Below are 21,150 nucleotides of genomic sequence, written 5' to 3'. Positions count from 1 at the left end.
CCAATTGAGCAATTGTGCCATCTAACCAGAGAAGGTTCCAACGTTCTCATATTCTGATTCCATGAAATCACTGCCATCCTTGATAGCCCTGGCTATCTTCATCAGCCCCAACCTCCAGGCCGACCCTCTCCCCTCTTGGAATAAGAGTGCCTCGAAAAATTCTATTATTGATTTTGTCAACAAGACTACGACGGAGGGATCGAAAGATTATGTCGTGCCCGCCAAACGTATTGCGGTGTTTGATAACGACGGCACACTCTGGGGCGAGCAACCGATGTATTTTCAAGCCATTTTTATCTTTGACCGGATCAAAGCCTTGGCTCCTCAACACCCTGAATGGAAAAACAAGGAGCCCTTTGCCTCGGTGTTAAAAGGCGATACCAAAACCGCACTATCCGGAGGTCATAAAGCCATCCTGGAAATGGCCATGGCAACTCATGCAGGGGTGACCACCGAGGAGTTTAATCAAAGTGTGCGTGATTGGTTGGCAACAGCACGCCATCCGACAACCAATCGCCCTTATCATGAAATGATCTATCAACCCATGCTGGAAGTTTTAACTTACTTACGCGCAAACGGATTCAAAACCTTCATTGTCTCCGGCGGCGGCATTGACTTTATCCGCGTGTTTGCGGAAGAAACCTACGGCATTCCACCAGAACAAGTCATGGGAAGCAGCATTAAGGCTGTTTATGAGATTCGTAATGGCAAACCAACTCTGACGAAACTTCCTGAGCTTAACTTTATCGACGACAAAGCGGGTAAACCTGTTGGCATCCATCAACACATCGGCCGAAGACCCATAGCGGCCTTTGGAAACTCCGATGGGGACTTTGAAATGCTCGAATGGACGACCGCTGGAAGCGGCCTACGCCTCGGCGTTTATGTCCATCACGACGACGCCAAACGCGAATGGCAATATGATAGCCCCTCCCACATTGGCCAACTGAAACGAGGGCTCGTTGAGGCACCTCAACGAGGCTGGACAATCATTAGTATGCAAAAAGATTGGAAAACCATATTCCCAGATCAGTCAGAAAAGAAAACGAACTAACCTCAAACCATAAACCAGATTCAACTGGAACAAACCCATATAAACAACCATGAACATCACCAACACCCTCACTCGCTGGATCCCTATAAGGCATTTAGCGATAGCCATTACAGCCAGCCCCTTAACATACGCCGGGGACAGCCTCCCACACCCCAGCGAGGCATCAGAAGCCCCAGAACCGGCCTCTATTGAGTCGACCGGTGGAAGTGCCGACGAGATGGCTCTTCTGGCAAAAAAAACCGCCAACCCCATTTCTGACCTCTGGCTACTTTGGAACCAGGTTGATTCAACCAAATTCAAAGGTGACCTGCTCGATGATGATGAGTGGATGTACAGTTATAAATTTCAACCCGTGATGTCCTTCCCTGTGATCGGAGGGGACTGGAACTTCATTCTCAGACCCGTTTTCCAATACAACTCTGTTCCACTCGATAAAGACGCGGGAAAACTGCTCGGAGCCAGCCAAGGACAAATTTTCAATAGCGATGAGCTTAGTTCGCTGGCTGCAGATCCCTTCGGCACAACCACCGGCTTCGGTGACACCATCCTGCTCACTCTCCTTGGGCCCAATAAAGAGGACGGTAATATTTGGGGGATTGGAGCCAGCCAAATCTTCCCAACAGCTCAAGAAGACGTTCTCGGACAAGGCAAGTTTCAGGCAGGCCCCGCCTTCCTTTTTGCCCATATCGCGCCAGAGCCTGGACAAGGATGGAAAAGCTTTAACTATGGTCTGCTTGCCCAGCACTGGTGGTCCTATGCCGGTGATGACGACCGCAGCGAAACCAGCCAAACTGACATTCAGTATTTCATCAACTATCGCCTCACTCACACAGCACTGATCGGCATGACACCCAATATCCGGGTCAACTGGAGGGAGGACGGCAGCGATCGCTACTCGGTCCCCATCGGCTTGGGCTACATCGATATGATCAAGATCGGCAAGGTGCCAATCAGAGTCGGTATGGAAGCTCAGTATTACGTGCATCAGCCGGATCGGGCCGGAGCCGATTGGAATTTCCGTATCATTTTCACCCCGATCATTCCCCGGCTCTTTGGAGACTGATCACAGACTGAGGATAGAAGCCTGATCACACGCTCACTTTCATCTCCCCAACGGTTCCCGCCTCTATTGGCTGGAGCCGTTTTCTCTGTTTAAGCTCATGTATCCTCACGCATATCGAAAACCAGCATGCCTGACCATCTCATAATTATCTTGCGCCAATCCAGGAATTTAATTATTAAGCGTAGCATCATATTAACCCATTCCTTATGAACATGTTTTATAAAACGATTGCCACCTGCGTCATCTCATCCCTCATCTCCACCGCCGGTGCACTTCAAGCACAGGACGACAGCAAAAACGCCTCCATCATCGTCCCCGACCCCGTCGCGGCCGAGGATACATGGGAATACAACATTGCCCCCTACCTCTGGCTCTCAGGCATCGAAGGGCAGGCTGGAGTCAAAAACGTCGTTACCGATATCGATCTACCTCTGGATGACATTATCGACCTACTCGACTTTGCAGGATACCTCTCATTCAAAGCCAATAAGGGCAACTGGGGGTATTATGCTGATATGCAATATATCAAATTGAAAGGTGAACAGGAGGGTCCCGGAGGCCCTCTAATCAATAAAGTCAACATCGGCCTGGAACAATTCCGTATGGAACTTGGAGCCAAATACCGCATCTATCACAACGATAAAACCACGATCCGCCTCATGGCCGGCCTTCAATACACCTATTTCTACACCGAGCTGGAAACCAAAGGTAAGCTCACTCAAGACGTCGACGGATCCACCGACTGGATCGATCCGACCATTGGAATCTCCCTGACTCATCAGTTCAACGAAAAGTGGAACGCCCACGTCGTAGGGCAAGTAGGAGGATTCGGCGTTTCCGCTGACAGCACGTGGCAAGTCCTTGCTGGTATTGGCTATCAGCTCAACGACTGCTGGAGACTCGTTGGAGGCTATCGTCACCAGTATCTCGACTACTCGGACGGGGGCTTCCTCTATGACCTCGATATCGGAGGTCCGGTTCTCGGAGCCGTCTACACCTTCTAAAGATTCTCGGTCACGGAGACATCAAACGCTCAAACCACCACCAGCACTCCGGCACACCGCCGGAGTGCTTTTTTTCTGTCCACCTCACTTTGCTGCCCCGGCATCGCCGATTTTTCTCAATTTGGAGGTTGGTTTTTCGGGAATCGCGCCTAAAAGCCTCCACATGAGCCATTTCCAGACAGACGACCTCCGCATCAGCGCCGTCAAGCCGCTGATTTCGCCCTCCGTCCTATCCTACTACCTTCCCATCAGCGACAAAGCAGCTGAAACCGTTGCCACCGCCCGTGAGGCATCAGAAGCCATCCTTGCAGGCAAGGACGACCGCCTACTGGTCGTTGTTGGTCCCTGCTCCATCCATGACACCGGAGCAGCCATCGAGTATGCGGCACGTATCAAGGAAGCCGCCGAGCGCTACAGCGATGACCTGATGGTTGTCATGCGGGTCTATTTTGAAAAACCTCGCACCACCGTCGGCTGGAAAGGTCTGATCAATGACCCCCACCTCGACGACTCCTTCGATATCAACCGCGGATTACGCGTTGCCCGCGAACTGCTGCTCGAACTCGCTGAAATGGGAGTGCCTGCAGGAACCGAGTTTCTCGATACCATCTCTCCCCAGTACTACGCCGACCTAATCACCTGGGGGGCTATCGGAGCCCGCACCACCGAATCCCAAATCCACCGTGAGCTCGCGTCAGGACTTTCCATGCCCGTCGGCTTCAAAAACGGAACCGGAGGATCCAATCAAATCGCATTCGATGCCATTCAGGCCTCGGCCCGCCCCCACCATTTTCTCTCCGTTACGAAACAAGGGGTCTCGGCCATCGTCACCACCACCGGAAACGATGCCTGCCACATCATTCTTCGCGGGTCATCCAAAGGGCCGAACTACGATCAGGAAAGTGTAGCCGACGTCACCGGTCAACTTGAAGGTGCCGGCCTCCCTGCCACCGTCATGATCGATTGCTCTCACGGCAACTCCCTGAAGGACTACCGCAACCAACCCGCCGTTGCCCAATCGATCTGTGACCAAATTGCCGACGGCAACAAGGCGATCACCGCCACCATGATCGAAAGCAACCTCGTTGCCGGTGCCCAGAAGCTCTCAAGCAACCTCTCTGACCTCACTTACGGCCAATCCGTCACCGACGAGTGCGTCAACTGGGAAACGACCGAGGCCATGCTTGCCGAGTTTGCCAAAGCCGTACAATCACGCCGCAAGGGATAAGCTCCAATCTCAAACCCATCTCATTTTACAACGAGTCAGCGGAGCCTCCCGCTGGCTCGTTTTGTTTCCCATCCTTACTCTGCCTGCTCCAGATAGCAGCCAAAAAACTTCCGATCAAACAATGGTATAAAGCCGAAATGGCGCAGGGACTGGCAGCCAATAAACTAAAATGTTGTTTGGCCAGCGCACTTCCCAAACCCGAATTTTGCATCCCAACCTCTACCGACAAGGTTCGGCACTCCCTTTCCTTCAAACGCACCAAGCGCCCTACCCCATAACCGAGGAAAAAGCCCAAGGCATGAAGAATGAATATCGCGACCAGCAAGGAGCCGGCATATTGAAGGATATAAGATTGGGTCGCCCCAACCACCCCACCAACAATCATGACGATCACCAGAATCGAAACCAAAGGTGACACCCTCCTCAAGGCATCCAAACGACGACCAAACACCTGATTCAAAAGTATGCCTCCAAGCACCGGCAGAAGCACAATCGTCACCATACTACGGAACATCGCCCAGGCATCAACATCCAGAATGGCACTTGCATACACCTTGGTTAGCCACGGCGTCAATCCAATAGCCAGCAAGGTCGATGCCATCGTCATCAAAACACTCAAGGCCACATTCGCACGGGCCAAATAGCAAATGACATTGGATGCCGTCCCGCCAGGACAACAACTGACCAAAATCACCCCAAGTTTCAACATCGGGGGCAAATCAAACAACACGGCCACCGACCACCCCAACATCGGCATGATCAGAAACTGGGCACCTACGCCCAAGCCCAACATCCAAGGTCGTCGTAAAACGGCCTTAAAATCCTCCACCCCGAGGGTCATGCCCATCCCGAGCATGATCACACCCAAACCAAGGTTGATCAGCTTGATCTCGGTTCCGGGAACGGTATCCCGGATAAACCAGATAAAATGTGCAGGAAAAAACCAAGCCCAGATACAACCCAAAATGGTCCAGAGCCAAAACAGGTTATTCACCCGGTTGAAAAACAACTGCATGTCGCAGGGCATACAGGGAGCAACGCGCCCCCAATTATTGGCCGACCTTTACTTCAGCTTCCACATCTCCGATCGCCCATTGCATCCCCCTCAGGTAATGCTGCAAAACCTTCGGGTTTTCGTAAATGTGGTGATTATGGCCTAACGAACAGTAAAACACACGCCCCTTGCCATGGTGCTTTACCCAGCTCACGGCATAATCCTTATCTGCCCGTTTGCCGATGCTCAGGTCCATTTTTTCAGGATCCAATCTCAACAAGATATGTAGCTTCTTAGGATCGTAGGGTGCCTTAAACTGGTAGATCTCCTCCTTGAATTCGAGGTTCTTACCATCCAAATGCGCACAGCAGGTATGCTTTTCCTGACCGTCCTCGACTTTCACGCTGACCTGGGTCTTTGCATTCCATGGATGGCCATTGAAATAGCCTCCAATCATTTCACCATATTCCGGCCACTCATAAAAAGTATCCGTCGCGGCATGAATCCCAACAAATCCTTTCCCGCTTTTGATGAAGTCCATTAAACTCTTTTTCAAACGCAACTCATTCTCCTTGGACACCTTACGGTCATCCTCGCTCATCTTGGCCCAGGCTCCCTTGGCCGGACTGAACACCTCCAAGGTGGTATTTAAAAAACACACGGCGTCAAAATGCTTAAGGTTCTCAGGCTCAAAGTTGGCCAGGTCATTGCTGACTACCACATCAAAGGCTCCGGATTTTTCTGCCATCAGCTGCATCATCAGCTCCCCGGTCTTAATCGATGCATGTTTGAAGCCACGGGTCAGTGTAAACACCAGCATCTTCCGCGGGGCCTTTGCCTTTTCGACTTCCAGTCCTTCCAGTGCCTTAGCAATTTCAACCTTCCTATCCCCCGCGTATCCCTCATTCACACCAAGCGTTGTCAGCACGGCCGCTGTAAGCAAACCCGATATCGTCATGTTCAAATTCATAGTCCAGACCTACCAAAACCAGTACGTTTGACAACCAAATTTAAAATCATACGATTGCATCTCCGGATTTGAACAACGGCGCCAACCAATGAGCTGCAGCTGCAAAAGCGCCCATGACGCTCCACCTCGGTCGTTTCAACAAGCTGAACTTTCAACTACCCCATCATGACTAACTACATCTGCCGCTCCTGCTCAGCGAATAACAACGAACCCGGCCGGTGCGTCCTCTGCAGTCAAAGTCTGGGGTCCCTGAAAATAGCCATTCTCGCGGCCGCCACCTCCTGCCTGCTGCTTTCCATCTGCTGGATCGCCCTAGCCGCACTCACCCAATCTTGGATTCCATTGCTGGCTCTGGTTTTCGGTGGCGTCATTGCACTCTGCACCTCACATTTTTCAGGTGGTCGGGGGCTGATCTATCAAATGATCGCCACAGGTTTCACCCTAATAGGGATCGTTTGTTCCGAATGCCTCATCACCCTGATTTTTATCCATCGAGATAGCACACATCTCCTGCAGATTACCGACCTTGATTCAGTCTTCCGCACTGCAACCTATCAAATCCTCTACGATCCAGCCCTGACGCTGTTTTCTTTTCTAGGGATTTCCGGTAGCTTTTTCATCTGGAGGGATCCGTCACCGAGAGCCCACGACCTTGAGATGCACCTGTAGTGGCTGCGGGCACTTCCAGCCTGATGGCAAAATCCACATTTCGACCTGCACGAGCACGACATTGGTGCTAGAGTCCAAGCAATCGATTCTCCATACTCATGATGAAAAGCCCGCTTGGTCAACACCTCCCGATGCAGCAAGTCACCTTGGAAGAAGGTCTCATTGCATTCCGCTGTCCTGAATCTTCAGGTCATTACATCACCTTACAAGCCTACTGGTCCTGGCTCAAAAAACAGCCGGAACGGCTCGAGCATCTCCCCCAACCACCGGACATCGCGCCCGACGCTTCTGAACCCAAAAGCGCCAAAATCTGCCCGGAAACCGGCACAATCATGATCCATTACAAGGTAGGTCACGGGTTTTCTTTTTCCATCGACCGCTCGATCACCGGCGGAGTGTGGTTCGATGCAGGCGAATGGGAAGCCCTGCGCTCACGCAACTTCCACGATGAAATCCATCTGATCTTCACCGCACCATGGCAAAATGCAGTGATGATGGCTGCGGCCCAGGAAGTCCACCGGAACATGCTCAGCGAACGCCTCGGTGAGACGCTCTTGGAAGAATTGCAAACACTGCGCGAGCAACTCAAGAGCCACCCGCACCGTGACCTCGCCCTCGCCTACCTCAACAACGTCAAATAAGAACCAACGACCTGGGCTAGCCATGATCTGGGATCATCTGCGGAAACAGCTGAGCAACGATGCCATCGGATCATTAGGCACTCCGACCCCGATCAGCGGGGGTTGTATCTCCAAAGCCTTCCACTGGGGCCCCTACTTTGTCAAAACCAACCACATCACACACTCAGCCATGTTCCGAGCAGAGAGCGACGGGCTCATGGCCATAGCCGACTCCCGATGTGTCACGACTCCCGTGGTCATCCTCTGCAGCGAATATGACTCCCAAGCATACCTTGTCTTGGATCACATCGATATGGGGGCTCCCCCCAATCCAAGACAACTTGGAAAAGAGCTGACACGCATGCACCAGCAGACAGCCCGCAACCATGCTCGCCCAACCTTCGGTTGGCATCAGGACAACTTCATTGGATCCACCCCACAAAACAATGGTTGGAACGCCAACTGGAGTGATTTTTGGAGAAAGCAACGTCTGGAACCGATGCTCAACCGCTGCCTCAACCTAGGCTTTGAATTTCCGCGCAGCCAACAACTACTCGAGCGCATCCCCGACATTTTGGCCGATCATCATCCTGCCCCTTCACTGGTCCACGGCGACCTATGGACAGGCAACGCCGATTACACTACCAACAAAACAAGTGGAAGCTCGACCCCCGTGCTCTTTGACCCGGCCGTGTATCTCGGTGACCGGGAAGTGGACCTCGCCATGAGTGAACTCTTCGGTAGTTTCGGTCCCGCCTTCTGGAAGGGCGTCGATGAAGTCTGGCCTCTACCCCCTGGATACCAGCGCCGACGCGAGCTCTACAACCTCTATCACATCCTGAACCACACCGTTCTCTTTGGCGCGTCTTACGCCAATCAGGCGCAGACAATGATCCTCAACCTTTGCCGGTAAAAAGTCATTTTGTCTGAAGCCTGCCTCACGCCATCAGAAAGCCCCCCTTTCTGTGGATGACGCCCCCCCCTATGGAAGCTCGCTCCGAACGCGAAATAAATCCGGTGTTGAGCCGAGATCAACAACGCGGCTTTTTACTCCCCCATTCCCTTTTTCGCGAGGTAAGATCTCGCGCCATGTTCCTGAAAACATCTCATAGCGCTCTATCGCATATTCTCTGTATGGGGATGAATCATAATGAATCCTGGCTGTCTTATCATCCTCTGAGAAGATCCATGATCTAAAATGGGACGAAGCATCTTTAGGTCCTGAATTGCCAAGAAATTCGGCATGGTTGGTTTTACCGTCGCCATCAGGGTCCGCATCGGGCTCGGCCTTCCCATTATTAATTTCAACAGAAGTAAACGCAGCTAGCATCCACTCGTGATATGCAAGTTTCTCTGAAAAAGCAGCCCCCATTGACAGCAGACCGTTGCCATCAAAGTGCAGACCGTCAGCATTCATACCAAAATGATCGGTGTCAACAATACCCGTCCTTGGATCAAGGTCTTCCACTGCATCCTGGGATGCCCGAATCTGGTTTAAGTACGTAAACTGGATAGCCGCCTGCGCCATGGAAAGTCGTGCGATCATAAAAGGTAAATCCATACCGTAGGTAGCACGGACATCATCAATCAATTGAGTGAGGTTATGCTGATAGCCCGGGGCTCCCGCGGAATCGGCATCGGCCTCGCCGTGAGCCCATAACATTCCCTCTATCTGCTGAACAGCATTCGGGTAGGCTGCAGCCAAGGCAACGCGCCCACGATTCACGGTTTCTTGAAAAAGAACATATTCAGAACCGTCTCCAAGGGTAGAGCTATCGCCCCCGGCTTTCCAATCAACATGCAGATTGGTTCCCCCCTTGGCATATTTAATAAGGGCCACACGAGTATCTGCCTCACCGGACCACAGATCGGCCATTTTGCGCCCAATGGATATTTCCGGTCCAAATCCTCCTGTTTCAGAAAGCCCAGGTCGCAAGCTTGTAAGAGTTGGTTCTGCACCCTCAACCTTATAATAAACATCAACATCACTCTGGGGTGATTGAAAATCGACAGGTGTCGTAGGCAGCTCAGAATGAAACGCTCGACCATCGGCATTCGCACCTCCTCCGAGGAGGATCACTCTCAAACTCCGAACCGACGTATCCCTGATTGGATACGTATACTTGGTTTTCAAGTGGGTGTGCACTTGCCCAAGCTCCACATCAGTGAGAACACGGTCATACACCACCACTTCGGCAATATCATACCCACCAGAGCTAAACACTGAAGTGCGTCCTAAGGGATTGCTGCTGCACTGTGGAGCACAAGTAGTGGATCGTCAGGATCTCTTCGAGGTCATCACCCCCAACGGCACCGACACATGGTATCCCATCCCTCACCGGGATTTGTTACACGAGGTTGAGACACAACTCAGGGAGAGCGGCTTCATCATTAAAGGTGAAAGCCATGCTCTTACCCATGATGGGGCACGTTACTTCGGAGTGATCCAAGTCAGCCTGCCCACCCGGAACGAAGATGACTTCGGTTGGGTTGTAGGTCTGCGTAACAGCCACGACAAAAGCCTACCCGCTGGCCTCGTCGCCGGCACTCAGGTATTCGTCTGTGACAACCTCGCTTTCAACGGGGAAGTGAAACTGTCTCGGAAGCATACCCGCTTTGCTCAGAGAGACTTGCGCCAACTCACAGCACGGGCTGTTGGACAGCTCGGTGATAAGTTCCACGAACTCGACCGCCGCATCGTCACGTATAAGCAGAAGTATCTGCCCGACCGCTCAGCCCACGATCTTGTGATCCGAGCTGTCGATTGTAGAGCCATCACCACTAGTCAGGTGCCAGCAGTGCTTCAAGAATGGCGCAAACCCCAGCATGAAGAGTTCCTACCCCGTAACGGGTGGAGTTTGTTCAATGCTTTCAGTGAGGTCTACAAGACGGTTAATCCTCAGACGGCAGTTAAACGCGGACAGGCACTCCATGGCCTGTTCGATTCACATGTAGCACTGGCAAGCTAAGTCTATAACAAAAACGCCTCACCATAAACAGTGAGGCGTTTTTTTTAGCTATCACATGCCCCTATTTAATCACAACTAATCGACAGAATCATACTCCACCAGTTGGAAGCAACACATCTACTTTAACTAGGGTTACCCGGGGAAATCGAGGCTGCGGCTCGCATGGCTCATAGCGATAAAGACGAACCTCCTAATGAGAAGGCATGCTGGGTCACATCGCACGGAGGACGCCCTGGGCAGAGGGGCAAGATGAGGAGGCGTCCATCGCCTTTCTTACATTCAGATTCAATACGCCCCCTTTCTTCATTCCGCAGCTTCATCGTCTCGCCCCTCCTCCACCGGAGGAACCGGCCCCATCAGCACCGCGAACCAGTGAGTCTGCGCATTGGTCTCGGCGATCGACTTCACCACCATGCTCAGTGGCACCGACAGCAACATGCCAACCGCGCCGAACATCCAGCCCCAGAATATTAGGGAAAGAAAAACCGTCAGGGTGGAAAGCCCCACCCGCTGCCCCATGACCATCGGCTCAATGACGTTGCCAATGGTGAGGTTGACCGTCAGGTAGATCGCAATGACGACGACGACCATTGGCGGCGGTAGTTGCAGGACGGCGATCAGCACCGCGGGAACCGCTGCTAGGATCGAGCCAATATTGGGCACGAAGTTGAGCAGGAAAGCCAGCACTCCCCACAGCGGCGCGAAGTCGAGCCCCACCAACTCGAGCGCAATCCACACCAGCACACCGGTCGCTAGGCTAACTATCGCTTTTGCTCCGACGTAGCGATTCAAGCTTCGAGCAATCGCCGCCATGCTCTGCAGCGTGTCGCCGTCACTGCCTTCTTTGCTATCGATCGCCGCCAGTTTGCGCTGGAAGCCAGCAGTCTCGGCAAGCATGAAGGTCGTGGTGAAAATGATCAACAGTATATAGCTCAAGGTGCCGCGAATCCCGGCAAACATCGAGTTGGCGAATCCAAACACCGCCGAAGGATCGATGATTTTGGAAAGCCCCACCTCGTCAACGTTCAAGTCCTTGCTCGAAAGCCACGCATAGGACTTGCCCGTCACCTCTTTCAGACGCTCCTGGTATCCGGGCAGGGCGTCATTAAATTCCGTTGCCGTTCCGGCCAACAGCATCGAGATCCCCCCCATTACGATGATGATCGCCAGCAGCACGGCGACGACCGAAAGCATCGTCGAAAGGCCACGCCGCTTGAGCCAGGCCAGCGGCGTAGCCGCGACGGTGGCGATGAACAACGAAAGCAGGAAGGGCACCACGATCTCGGCGGACAGGCGAAGTATCGCGAACAGCACGCCGATGCCAGCCAGGGTCAATACCGTGTCGCGGAGTTGTGTCGATCGTTCGGTCATTCCTGATGTGGTAGGCTATCTAATATTGTTGCGAATACTCCACAAAAGTTGGAGGCCGATGAACAAGCTGCTTAAACAGCCGAGCGTGCCGAGCGCTGATAGGCCAAAAATCTTTGGAGGCACCCCAAAGCTGAGTAACAAACTGGACCCAAGAAAGAAGGAGGCGATTAATACACCTGCCACCACACGGTTGATTGTGATTTCAAGGCGAGGCACTTCATGTTTCATTTTGAGCTGGCCCGACTGAAAGCTATCAATCAAATCAGCCAAAGCGCGCGGCGAGGACGTGATTACCCGATCAATGTCACCGACCTGGCGGCGCATTTTTTTCCACCAGTGGCGAGGATTGAGACGCTCTTTAATAATCTTTCGCCTAAACGGCTCCAGCACTTCAATAAGGCTAAAATGAGGACTCAACAGCTTAGAGGTGCCTTCAAGCATCACTAACGTCTTAATGATTAGAGCTACACGCGCGGACATGCTGATGCTGTATCGTCGCATAATTACAACGACTTGAGCTAGCAGATCACCCAGATCAATGTCTTCGATGCCGCTGTTCATGGCGTCGTCCAAGAGGTCACCGATGTCGGTACGAAATCCGACTTTATCCACATTCTGTGGAGCCGATCCATAGCGGAGTAGTAACTCGGAAAGCTCTTCTGCATCGGCTTGCACCAGTGCGAGAAGCACATTTTCAAATTCCTCACGCATCGTATCATCGATCCTGCCAACCATCCCGCTGTCGAGTAGTCCCAACACACCCCCGTTGAGAAGGTAGAAGTTTCCCGGGTGGGGGTCTGCATGATAGAATCCATCTCGAAGAATCATGTTCAGATAGATGTTCGCGGCTCGCTTGGCAAACGTACTGAGGTCCGCGCCGCTGGAGGCAATGTCTTCGGGTTGAGAGCCAGAGATTCCCTCCAGTAACTCCATTGTCAAAACACGGCGACTGGATGTTTCGGCAAAAACAACCGGCACATGGAGGGTTTCGTCTCCTTGGAAATTACGAGTGAATCGTTCCATATTCCTGCGCTCTGAGGTGAAATCAAGCTCCTTTAATAAGTTGCGGCCAAATTCCCGAGTGGTGGCCACCGGCTGGTAAGCCTCAGACTCTGGCACATGTTTTTCGATGAGTTTAGCGAAATCACCTAGAAGATCCAGATCAAGCCTTATTTGAGGTTCGATACCTATGTGCTGCACTTTTACGACGACATCATCGCCACTCTTAAGCCTCGCCCGGTGCACCTGCCCGATGGATGCTGATGAAAAGGCGACGGAGTCAAAACTAGAAAAAAGTTCGTTAGGGTTTTTCCCAAACTCTTCGATGATTAACGCTTCGACTTGCTCCGGTGGGTCGGCGGGGGTGTGAGATTGCAGTTTCTGCAATTCCGCAGCAATCTCCGGGCCGACCATGTCCGCTCGCGTGCTCAAAACTTGGCCGAACTTAATAAACGTTGGCCCGAGCGCGGTGAGTGCCAAGCGAAGCCGTTCGGCAGGAGCTTTTTCGGCAATGGTCTTTTGCTCAGGCTTTATGAGGAAATCACTGATGCGCCCGTCTGGGATTTTAGCAAACCAATCGGCCAATCCGTAGTGACTAAAAACTTTGATGATTTCGGCCTGCCGTTTTGCTTTGCTAGCAATGGTGTTGGTGTGACTCCGAATGTTTTTCATGATGAACGCCATTTAATCAATGGACTAAAAATAGTCGAGTTCTATAAGAGTTTTAGCACGCATTCTTAGCGTGTAATGAGGAAGGGCTGACCGGGGGGCTCGTCACGATGAACGCCAGAATAACAGTGTGATGGGCGATGGCAGGCACAGGAATGATCGATTTTAAAAATGTTGCTCGTGTAGATCTGTATTTCGACCCTGAAGGTCAGGAATTGAGCTGGATAGCTATCGGTGAAGACTTCTTCCTGTTGTTCCGCCTGTATGGCCCGGACAAGCCACTGTTTGAGAAAACTGGGACACTCGGCGATGTGGAAAAGGTGAAGTAACCCATTTGTGATCGTGATGATGCACCTTATGGGTGAGCCAGATTCCCAGTCACATCTACCATAACGGAGAAGGCAGCTATTGAATTTATTCCCCTCTGCGCCCGACTTGTCAGAACTAATCTCGATAGACGAGGCTGTTGATTTTTTAACGTCATTAGACCCATGAGATACTTCGAGCAATTTGATATAGCCCACAAAAACTTCTACCCAGAGCCCTTACTCGAATGAATTTTGTATGCTCATGAACCGAGAGAGCTCTTTCATCTGGGGGTCATTCTATTTGGCTCAATACAAGTGATTATGTTAACCGCAGATTGATGCCAAGATCCGCATCCGAAGATGCAAAACCCCAGATGTAAAGAAGGAGTAAAATGATTAGAACTTGTAAACCGCTCCTAGAACAGGGCCGCCAATGTTCAAATCGTATAGGAAACCGTCTTCTTGGTAATCAACATATTGGTGGCGGGGGAGTCTTTATAGCTTGCATGGAGGCTTCGCTCTTTAAAATAAGGTTTAGAAGAACATGCGCTGAGGGCTAAAACCATCACCATTGAAACCACCCGACCGAGCACAAGATGCTGATTGAATGAATCGTTCATGGAGAAGGGATGAAAGTAATGGCGAGACGGTCGATTAATACTAGATGATTTAAGATATTACCCTCCTTCCCATTTCATTCAAGAAAGACTTAGTGAAGGTTTTACAATTTGGCCTGAGGTATCACTGATGGTCGATGGATCATATTTCGTGCCGCCCAGTGACCTAGTGTGGCGTTTTTTTAGCTAGAGCTTGTCCCAAAAAACAGAGTTTTTGATTTTTGAAAATCACGAGGCTGTCGAATTGATCAGGGTGACACCATCACACAGCTCAATCATGGTGACTCACCCATGTTTAGGGCTTTCTCTCTCAATTTCACCGCTTTTAAGGCCTTTCAAAAGCACGGGTCTGCTTCACTTATCGAATAAGTGCAGGTTAGTGGATCGGTCAGAAAGATACAGGCTTCCTCAAGCGGCTTCAGGAATTTCTTGTTCAATTTTTTCGGACTGACTGACTTGCTCCAACCGAGCAAGAACCCATAGGTTGTGACTCAATACAGCCCAACCAACCATCATTTCTCGATGTTCAAACCCTTGCGCCCGGGCAGGTGCTCCCATGAAGTTTCGTATAATGATACTCACTCTGGCTTCGGTTCCTGCTCTTCTTTTTAGCCCTTCGCGCATTCCTGGTTCATTGATTAAGCGCTCATTGAGAACCTTGACGTCACGGGGGCAGAGCCCACTGCGGATGTTAAGAGTTCCTAATGCTTTCTCATTGTCTGCACTATGCAGCCCTCGTCTCACCTTCATCCTGTTGCAGAGCCTCTTGAAAAATCGCCTCACAAGCCTCATCATCAAAATACACACGTTTTTCACGCTTTAGCCGCCGCTGAAGGCTCATCACCTGAAGGCGCGCTGTCGTGAGCGCCCAACCCTTAAAATTGGTCCCCAGCTCAAACTGCTTTCGCTTTGCCCAAAGAACCTCGTTGGTACTCTGCAAAACATCCTCGGTTTCCGAAGAACCCGGAATCAATGACACCACAAAAGATTGAATCAACGATTGGTGAGCCACCAATAGCCGAACAAACTCCTTCTCCTCCTTTTCTCCGTAATCCAACATCGATCTTCTTATATATATCCACTTAAAGAAAATGTGACACATTTTTTAATGATCATGCCAATTAATCGACGACCCAGCGTAAAATACCCTCAATGACCGCTCAATTGGCAATACATTTCCCTCATCCCCCCCAATGAGAGGAAACATGGCCAATCCGGCCGTAACAGCCCCCCACACAGCCTCGCTTCCATGCTATCGAAATGAGCCATCACGAAAGAGGTGAGCTCTATTGCGAATGCGAGAGGGGTGCGTCACATCCATGAGGCACTAGCTCATCCAATATCAAAATACTCGCCCCTAACTTTGGTGCTGCCCCGGAATGTGGACGCACAACCCAAAACGTAAAAAGGCTACCGAAGCAGCCTTAATCCTTTATTCTATAAGCATTTCCCCATACCGCCGGCCGGGATCGAACCGGCACGATTGTTACCAATCAACGGATTTGCTATCCGCAAAGGTAAGTGGAAACTCATCGTCGGCCGAGGCTCCGGTGGCCGCACCAAAATCGACAATTCCATCAAAGATAAAATCCAGCTCTTCGATATGGGCAAGGACGTACGTGAAACGAAAAACGTTTATCAAGCCCACCCGGAAATTGTTCAGGAACTGACCACCCTGCTGGAGAAATACAAATCCAGCGGTCGAAGCACTCCGAGCGGAAAGTGACTACTTAAAAAATTTCTTTTCGATGTCACCGAGTTTGAGATCGTCATTTCGACCACGTGAGTAGATGTAATAAGGAGCGCTTTGGTAACCGGGTAAGTTGCGCAGTTTGACAAGCTGCTCACGTTGTTCATCAGTCAGTGTGCGGTTCACTTTGGAAAAAGCCATTGTGTAAAACCATGACATCTCTCCGTCCAACTCACCGTAGCGGCGGCCGAGTGCTAGGAGCTTTTTCCGGTCAGGCTTTTTACCATCAAGTAGTTTTCTCAACTCGATAGAAAAAGCGCGTCGGATGTCGATTGTTTCCATTAATAATTTTCTCTGAATATCAGGGATTGCGGTGATCGATGCGGCCTGTTTCCGCGTGAGCAGTTCCTCAACGAGGATACGTCCGCTTTCGCCTGTTACTGATGTGCTGATATCGAAGTCACGTTTTCCCATCGCCGGCATATCCTTCATGTAGAACCCCCCGAAGTAGGTGCCGTGACGTTCCGGGCAGAAATAAGTATCGGCCTTGACGCTACCTGCCGTCCAGCTGAAGAACTCGCTCGCATAGGTCATGTAGGCGACGTTAAACAGCTTGGATCGACCCCTGCCACGTTTCTTCAATTTATCACGTTCATCGAGTGCTGGCCAGGTGTTGAAATCGCCAAACTTCATCTTAGCTAGGTAGGCTTTCTGTTTTTCATCTAGTGAAAGATAGACCTTCGCCATGACCTCGGCACGGCGGATACTCAGCTCGGCATCGCGTTCAAAAATGTCACCCACACACTTGACGACAGCCGCTTTTTTGAGCCCCGCAGACTTGCTATCCCGCTCGGTGTGAAAAGCCTTGATCAGTGGCAGACGCATGCGTGCAAGACCTTCTAACTGATCCGCCTGTTCTTCGGCAAGATCTGAGAACATTTGTTTCTGATCGTCATTCAGAATGTGCAGAATGTTTCCTGCCACCCGATTTAAAAACATCGGGTTATGACCTTTTTCAGCCACGTCAATATCGCGCATGTATTGGAAACCAAAATAATCACACACCTTACCGGGCGGAATGAATGTTGAGGAACCAAAGTCCCCCGTTAAAAATGCCACTCCGCTGAAGGCAATCGTATGAAGTTGAGCACGATCAGACACTGCTTGCTCAATGGAATATTTTTGCTTCCCCTGACCTTTTCGCCCCCCACCCTTTCTACCTTCTCTTTTACTTCCTTTTTTTCCAGTTTCATTCTGATTCCGGTCGGCACGCGGTCGTTTGCCTGGTTCGCCGTCGGATTGTTGTGCATAACTGTAAGTTGTGGAGATTACCCATGATCCAATCGCTGGGATCATCATCAGCCTGAAAAGATGCTTCATCTTTGTGTTGTTTGAATGTGGTGTTTTCATGGTTAATTGGTGTTGTTGTTGGCTTTCTTTTTCCGATCTTGACCTTGTTTTTGACGTTCCCCCTGCCCTTTCCCTTTTCCTCTCTGATTCCGTCCACGTGGACGCTCAGCATTAGGATCGAAGGCTGGATTAGCGGTGGTAGGACGCGGGGCTTTGGTTTGCTTTTGCCAAGCGTGCAAACGGGCCAGAAGATCGTCAGCTACCTTTTTCTGATCTTTGGACAAGTCACGAGCCTCACTCGGATCTTTCACCAAATTATACAATTCGATACTCTTGGATTCAAAATGTTCGATCAGCTTGAAATCTCCTCGCCGAATTACACTGGCCGGGCCATTGCGACCGACATAGCTAGGAAAGTGCCAGTAGACACTATCACGCTTCAGATCTCCCTCGCCCGATAAAACAGGTGATAAATCCTCACCGTCGACGACGTGGATTTTAGGCAGTTTAACTTGGGCTATGCCGGCTAAGGTTGGATAAATATCCATGGAAAGCACCGGAGTATCGCTACTCACGCCAGCCTTCACACCCGGCCCTCGCACCACCATCGGCACTCTAATCCCCCCCTCATAAACTGTACCTTTACCACCCCGGAGCGGAGCCACATACTGGCGTGTACCGCCGTTGTCCGACGTAAAAACAACAAGGGTATTTTTTTCAAGATTGAGCTGTTTCAATGATGTTAAAATCCGCCCGATTGCCACATCAAGAGCTTCAACGCTTGCAGCATGGGCGGCATCAAAATCGCGGTTGGATAGCGCTTTTTTCTGATACTTGGCCAGCAGAGCAGGAGGCGGATCGAAGGGGGCGTGCACCGAGTGTGGGGCGAAGTAAAGAAACCATGGTTTACTCTTATTGTGTCTAATGAATTGCACTGCCTCCTCAGCAAAAGCGTCTGCTAAATACCGACCTGAGCCGTCGTGATAGGCATCTTTTTCAAATCCTAGCTCCTTGGCCTGTTTGCTGACATCAAAACCTTGACCAGTAGGAGTGCAGGGACCTCTACGGCCGCGTCCAAGATTCCACATACCAATCATTGCTGTGGCATAACCTCCCTCCTTCAGAACTTCTGCGATAGTCACAGACTCGGTAGCGAGTTCGGATTGGCTTGTTACTGCGATGAGTCGATGGTGTGCCGAGCCGGGTTTATGCCGATCATCCACCACGGTAAAAACTTGATGCCTGGGCGGATATTGTCCGGTAATCAGGCAGGCACGAGTGGGGGCACAGTTGGGAGCGCTTGAGTAGGCTTGGGTGAACACCGTTCCCGCATTTGCCAGCCGATCGATGTGTGGTGTATCAATCAACTTGTTGCCTGCAAACCCTACATCTCTCCAACCCATATCATCGATAAGAATGACCAATAAGTTAGGCTTTTCTGTCGCCCCTAACGTTAAGCTAGTTGACGGATTTAGCAGGCAGAGGCAGATCAAAATAATGTGGAGTGTTTTCATATCGGTTTACAAAAGGTATTGTCTCGAGACGCTAATAACCAAACCCTTCCATGATTATTTTTGGGCACGCTTATTTCTTCCATCACCCCCCTTTTCTCCCTTCCGCTTACCTCCACCGGCGGAGCGGTTGTATTCTTCGCCTTCGATTTTTCCATTGCTGTTGGCATCGGCCTTGGAGAACATTTTTTTTGCGTTATCTGCTAGCTCTCTCGCAGAGATTGCTCCGGAGCTATTACGATCTATTTCCTCGAAGTGTCCACGAACAAATCCTCCCATGGCACTTTTGACTCCTGGGCCTTTTGACTCTTCAGCAGAGATTTCCCCGTCGTTGTTAGCGTCGTAGCTTCTGAATACTTTTTTCGCCTCGTTCATCATTTCAACTAGCGTCACGTCACCATCGGAGTTCCTATCCAACTCTTCTTTGTGGGCACTGATCCAAGATTTACGATCCTTTTGCTTGCCGCCCGGACCACCACCCTGACGTTTGCCGCTGTGAGTTTCAGTGGTAGATATGCCACTGGGGTCGACACGCTCAATCGTGACTGATCGGTCATCCTGCACTTCGTAGTTAAGCGCATAACTTTGCCCACCAAGATCATAATGAAGGTGATAGTGACTTCCTTCAGAATGAAATTTTGTAATCTTTGCTCCACGCAGAGGAGTCAACGCAGGGCGCATTCCATGTGCTCGCGGTTGAGGATCGACCTGACCGTTCCGCTCGGTCACCTTGCCGTAGAAACCTCCATTGACGTAGGGGTAGCTTTTGGTCGCGTGATAGTGATAGTTCCCCGCGGTATCCTTATGACCGTTAAACTCGTCCAGGCCGGTCACCGGAGATCCATCAGGCTCTTCATATCCATAGATCGGGTAGCCATCGAGAGCATAGGCAAGAGGTTTGTCCTTGCCGAGTCTCTGCTGAAGATGAACCGGAGCTATGTGGTAGTGGTAATCATCCGCACGACCGCAATGACCTCCCCACTTGTCGAGCTCCCCTGCCAAAAATGTATCTGTACGTCCATCATTTTTGATAGGGTTGAAAATAGGTACTCCATTCGCAGCAACGGCGATGGCACCACGAAAGAAGTTCTTCTTCGCAGACATCGGTGTTCTTGCTGGGATAGGATGCAAAGGAATTCGCCATGCGTTGTCACCCATGTAGGGTTGAGGTAGAGGTATCTGCTGTTGCCATGCTGTGATCCCCACCATCATCGAGTGATCGGGCATACCATTAGACTCAACGTAGAAATACGCGTCATCCCAGCGCAGCTTTACTGAGTCAGAGAACTTCAGAAAAGGTATCGCCTGAGCAGGATTGCCCTTTGAATTGACCGTGGTCTGAGCCTTCGGTATCAGCGTTGTTTTCAGAGTAGATGGATTCGCATAGGGGGGGGCTGACATATCCCAAGACTTGGTTTTGCCATCCGGAGCTTTCTCGACGCGATGGCGGAAGATCACGGTGTTATCTAGTTTAAGATCAGCACTCCAAATAAACTTCGCACCTTTAAAGTCATACTCAAAAAAAGGTTTCTTAGGGTCAACGTCCTCTTGCGTGAACTCGCTAGCATTTTTCCAGTCTGAATCATCGAAATCAACAGCATACCAATGTTCTGGCACCGGAATTTTTTCAACCCGCAGATTCTTCGTATCACCGTTAATCGGCCCCCAGAAGATTTTTTTTGCCTTCCACTTCGCTGAGGTAACGGTTCCATCACCAAGCTTGAGGATGAAACCACCGTCGCCGATCTGGGTATTGTTATATTCCATTCCCGTCTTTGCATCGGCATTATCCTTCGCCATCACCGCGATGGTCATTGGATAACTTGGGAGTATATCTACCGTTACTACATTGTGCGGAATAAACTTGATCGAATCCATCGCTACGAGTTCACCGTTAATATAGAGTTTAAACCAGTTGTCGGCATAAACGCTGGCCTTGATCGTGTCCTCTATACGCGGCTTCGTGATTCGTGAACCACTGCCTTGATGTCGCCCGAGTTCGTGCGCTTCTACGAGGGTTAGAAATGTAGCTGCGAGCAGTGCGAAAGGGTAGGTTGTTTTCAT

Annotated in this window: 20 protein-coding genes and 1 pseudogene; 10 read left to right on the top strand and 11 right to left on the bottom strand. The window is 50.8% G+C overall.

Annotated features, from left to right (window positions below):
* The first annotated feature begins 61 nt into the window (after window positions 1–61).
* The 4 genes from HW115_RS15180 (at window position 62) to HW115_RS15165 (ending at window position 4,349) form a co-directional block, all read left to right on the top strand.
* The gene (locus HW115_RS15180) at window positions 62–1,054 is read left to right on the top strand and encodes an HAD family hydrolase (RefSeq protein WP_178933799.1); all 993 of its coding nucleotides are present in this window, start codon (window positions 62–64) and stop codon (window positions 1,052–1,054) included.
* Between the two features lie 49 nt (window positions 1,055–1,103).
* A complete protein-coding gene (locus tag HW115_RS15175; protein ID WP_178933798.1) occupies window positions 1,104–2,117 on the top strand; it encodes a hypothetical protein in 1,014 nt (337 codons plus the stop codon).
* Window positions 2,118–2,323: 206 nt separating this feature from the next.
* Window positions 2,324–3,121, top strand: coding sequence for an outer membrane beta-barrel protein (locus tag HW115_RS15170; RefSeq protein ID WP_178933797.1), 798 nt, complete (start codon window positions 2,324–2,326; stop codon window positions 3,119–3,121).
* 163 nt (window positions 3,122–3,284) lie between these two features.
* Window positions 3,285–4,349 (top strand): 3-deoxy-7-phosphoheptulonate synthase, encoded by a 1,065-nt coding sequence (locus tag HW115_RS15165; protein ID WP_178933796.1) that lies wholly within the window; start codon window positions 3,285–3,287, stop codon window positions 4,347–4,349.
* Between the two features lie 25 nt (window positions 4,350–4,374).
* Here HW115_RS15165 and HW115_RS15160 read toward each other — a convergent pair whose 3' ends face one another.
* Both HW115_RS15160 and HW115_RS15155 read right to left on the bottom strand, forming a co-directional pair.
* A complete protein-coding gene (locus tag HW115_RS15160) occupies window positions 4,375–5,364 on the bottom strand; it encodes a bile acid:sodium symporter family protein (protein WP_178933795.1) in 990 nt (329 codons plus the stop codon).
* A 34-nt stretch (window positions 5,365–5,398) separates the two neighbouring features.
* On the bottom strand, window positions 5,399–6,301 hold the full coding sequence (locus HW115_RS15155) for a ThuA domain-containing protein (RefSeq protein ID WP_227021573.1): 903 nt from the start codon (window positions 6,299–6,301) through the stop codon (window positions 5,399–5,401).
* A 177-nt stretch (window positions 6,302–6,478) separates the two neighbouring features.
* Between HW115_RS15155 and HW115_RS15150 the strand changes: the two genes are divergently transcribed.
* From HW115_RS15150 to HW115_RS15140, 3 genes are all read left to right on the top strand, one after another.
* The gene (locus HW115_RS15150; RefSeq protein ID WP_178933793.1) at window positions 6,479–6,982 is read left to right on the top strand and encodes a hypothetical protein; all 504 of its coding nucleotides are present in this window, start codon (window positions 6,479–6,481) and stop codon (window positions 6,980–6,982) included.
* A gap of 98 nt (window positions 6,983–7,080) precedes the next feature.
* Window positions 7,081–7,623 carry a TFIIB-type zinc ribbon-containing protein gene (locus tag HW115_RS15145; protein WP_178933792.1) on the top strand — a complete coding sequence of 181 codons (543 nt, stop codon included), beginning with the start codon at window positions 7,081–7,083 and terminating at the stop codon, window positions 7,621–7,623.
* A 22-nt stretch (window positions 7,624–7,645) separates the two neighbouring features.
* Window positions 7,646–8,515 carry a fructosamine kinase family protein gene (locus tag HW115_RS15140; RefSeq protein WP_178933791.1) on the top strand — a complete coding sequence of 290 codons (870 nt, stop codon included), beginning with the start codon at window positions 7,646–7,648 and terminating at the stop codon, window positions 8,513–8,515.
* A 69-nt stretch (window positions 8,516–8,584) separates the two neighbouring features.
* Here the strand turns inward: HW115_RS15140 and HW115_RS15135 are convergent, their stop codons facing one another.
* Window positions 8,585–9,682 (bottom strand): sialate O-acetylesterase, encoded by a 1,098-nt coding sequence (locus tag HW115_RS15135; protein WP_178933790.1) that lies wholly within the window; start codon window positions 9,680–9,682, stop codon window positions 8,585–8,587.
* Between the two features lie 148 nt (window positions 9,683–9,830).
* Between HW115_RS15135 and HW115_RS15130 the strand changes: the two genes are divergently transcribed.
* Window positions 9,831–10,571, top strand: a complete 741-nt coding sequence (locus HW115_RS15130) for a DUF932 domain-containing protein (protein ID WP_319609358.1) — start codon at window positions 9,831–9,833, stop codon at window positions 10,569–10,571.
* A 303-nt stretch (window positions 10,572–10,874) separates the two neighbouring features.
* Here the strand turns inward: HW115_RS15130 and HW115_RS15125 are convergent, their stop codons facing one another.
* The gene (locus HW115_RS15125) at window positions 10,875–11,942 is read right to left on the bottom strand and encodes an AI-2E family transporter (protein ID WP_178933789.1); all 1,068 of its coding nucleotides are present in this window, start codon (window positions 11,940–11,942) and stop codon (window positions 10,875–10,877) included.
* Between the two features lie 15 nt (window positions 11,943–11,957).
* The gene (locus HW115_RS15120) at window positions 11,958–13,613 is read right to left on the bottom strand and encodes an ABC1 kinase family protein (RefSeq protein ID WP_178933788.1); all 1,656 of its coding nucleotides are present in this window, start codon (window positions 13,611–13,613) and stop codon (window positions 11,958–11,960) included.
* Between the two features lie 137 nt (window positions 13,614–13,750).
* Here HW115_RS15120 and HW115_RS15115 point away from each other — a divergent pair, with 137 nt between their 5' ends.
* A complete protein-coding gene (locus tag HW115_RS15115) occupies window positions 13,751–13,939 on the top strand; it encodes a hypothetical protein (RefSeq protein ID WP_178933787.1) in 189 nt (62 codons plus the stop codon).
* A gap of 416 nt (window positions 13,940–14,355) precedes the next feature.
* On the opposite strand, the gene HW115_RS15110 is transcribed toward HW115_RS15115, so the two are convergent.
* Together HW115_RS15110 and HW115_RS15100 are read right to left on the bottom strand one after the other, a co-directional pair.
* The gene (locus HW115_RS15110; protein WP_178933786.1) at window positions 14,356–14,538 is read right to left on the bottom strand and encodes a hypothetical protein; all 183 of its coding nucleotides are present in this window, start codon (window positions 14,536–14,538) and stop codon (window positions 14,356–14,358) included.
* A gap of 721 nt (window positions 14,539–15,259) precedes the next feature.
* Window positions 15,260–15,595 carry a sigma factor gene (locus HW115_RS15100; protein ID WP_178933784.1) on the bottom strand — a complete coding sequence of 112 codons (336 nt, stop codon included), beginning with the start codon at window positions 15,593–15,595 and terminating at the stop codon, window positions 15,260–15,262.
* 423 nt (window positions 15,596–16,018) lie between these two features.
* Here HW115_RS15100 and HW115_RS15095 point away from each other — a divergent pair, with 423 nt between their 5' ends.
* Window positions 16,019–16,261 (top strand): hypothetical protein, encoded by a 243-nt coding sequence (locus HW115_RS15095; RefSeq protein ID WP_178933783.1) that lies wholly within the window; start codon window positions 16,019–16,021, stop codon window positions 16,259–16,261.
* Here the strand turns inward: HW115_RS15095 and HW115_RS15090 are convergent, their stop codons facing one another.
* The 4 genes and pseudogenes from HW115_RS15090 to HW115_RS20200 form a co-directional block, all read right to left on the bottom strand.
* Window positions 16,262–17,635: a hypothetical protein gene (locus HW115_RS15090; protein ID WP_178933782.1), complete on the bottom strand. Its 1,374-nt coding sequence runs from the start codon at window positions 17,633–17,635 to the stop codon at window positions 16,262–16,264.
* A gap of 2 nt (window positions 17,636–17,637) precedes the next feature.
* On the bottom strand, window positions 17,638–19,089 hold the full coding sequence (locus HW115_RS15085; RefSeq protein ID WP_178933781.1) for a sulfatase: 1,452 nt from the start codon (window positions 19,087–19,089) through the stop codon (window positions 17,638–17,640).
* A gap of 54 nt (window positions 19,090–19,143) precedes the next feature.
* On the bottom strand, window positions 19,144–20,190 hold the full coding sequence (locus tag HW115_RS20205) for a YHYH protein (protein WP_425498143.1): 1,047 nt from the start codon (window positions 20,188–20,190) through the stop codon (window positions 19,144–19,146).
* Window positions 20,191–20,496: 306 nt separating this feature from the next.
* Window positions 20,497–21,150: pseudogene (locus HW115_RS20200) on the bottom strand (hypothetical protein); the annotation flags it as partial.

Origin of the sequence: Oceaniferula marina (genome assembly GCF_013391475.1) — a bacterium.
Classification (GTDB): domain Bacteria; phylum Verrucomicrobiota; class Verrucomicrobiia; order Verrucomicrobiales; family Akkermansiaceae; genus Oceaniferula; species Oceaniferula marina.
Note: the sequence above shows the minus strand (reverse complement) of the source record. Positions and strands in the feature narration are given on the sequence as shown.